Genomic DNA, 1265 nt, shown 5'->3' with positions numbered 1-1265 from the left:
GGTGAAACTGCAGGTATTTGTCCGGTGGCCCGATGTGCAAAAGGGATTTTCAATGGTCCGTGTGGTGGTACCCGGATTGATGGTACCTGTGAGGTTGATAAAAACACTCCTTGTGCCTGGACTGATATCTACAATCGTTTGAAAGAACAAGGTCGTGTCAGTAATATTTTGGATGTTAAACCGATACGCTTGTGGCAGAATCAGACGCGCAGATCTTTGATTCAGGAAGACTATAAAGCTCGTTACGCTGAATAGCGTCCCAGACAGCTATCGCGGCCACATATTTAAAAGTAACGGTTTTCGAACTCGTATAAATGTTGTATTCTTATGTCTCAAGGCCTTTGGGCGCAGAGACCGAACTAACATTGGTGTTAATATACCCGTTGAATAGCGTGGTTGAAGGGTTGACGAATATATTATTGGTGACACTTAGTGATCCCGTTTTGGAAGAATGTACAAACTTGACAACCCTTACGCCCAAAGTGCTGAAATCATTTGATGGAGGCCTAAACAATGAAACGTAAAGCCCGCAACAAAAAACGTCTACAAGATCATCTCAAGCAAGTTAATCTTTATGCTGCCGGCATTGATATTGGCTCTACATCCCATTTTGTTGCTGTTCCACTCAGTCTCGATGATAAGCCAATAAGAGAATATTCTTGTTTCACCGTAGACTTAGAACATATGGCAGATTGGTTGAAAGAAGTTGGCATATCAACCATAGCAATGGAATCTACTGGAGTTTATTGGATTCCAGCCTTTGAACTTTTAGAGGCACGAGGCTTTGAAGTCTTCTTAGTGAATCCTCGTCATTTGAAAAACGTTCCCGGTCGCAAAACTGATGTTTTAGATTGTCAATGGTTGCAACAACTTCACAGTTTTGGCTTGTTGCGAGGAGCTTTCCGCCCATCTTCGGAAATATGTGCTTTTCGAACATATATGAGACAACGAGCCATGTTGGTCAGCAGTGCCGCCACACACATTCAACATATGCAAAAAGCTCTGCGACAAATGAACCTGCTACTGGATAATGTAGTTTCAGATGTCACCGGCAAAACAGGGATGACAATTATTCGTTCAATTTTAAGCGGCCAACGTAATCCAGAGGTGCTTGCGAAACACCGAGATGCCAATTGCAAAAATAGCGAAGAAATTATCGCACCTTCAAGGATTACTTTAAGATTAAAACGTATAAATGAAGAAGCCATTGAAATTGAACCTGTATTTTGTGAAAAAATAATTGATAAAGAAGGCGACTCCGTTCT

The 1265-nt window shown here is 41.7% G+C and carries 1 protein-coding gene and 1 pseudogene; both read left to right on the top strand.

Annotated elements, in window-relative coordinates; genetic code table 11:
- Positions 1-15 precede the first annotated feature (15 nt).
- On the top strand, positions 16-255 hold the full coding sequence (locus AC3LHT_RS10635) for a methylenetetrahydrofolate reductase C-terminal domain-containing protein (RefSeq protein WP_488662881.1): 240 nt from the start codon (positions 16-18) through the stop codon (positions 253-255).
- A 258-nt stretch (positions 256-513) separates the two neighbouring features.
- Positions 514-1265 (top strand): annotated as a pseudogene (locus AC3LHT_RS10630) (IS110 family RNA-guided transposase); the annotation flags it as partial.

This window comes from Kosmotoga sp., assembly GCF_982836095.1.
The sequence above is the reverse complement of the archived record's forward strand: the minus strand, read 5'-3'. Positions and strand labels throughout refer to the sequence as shown.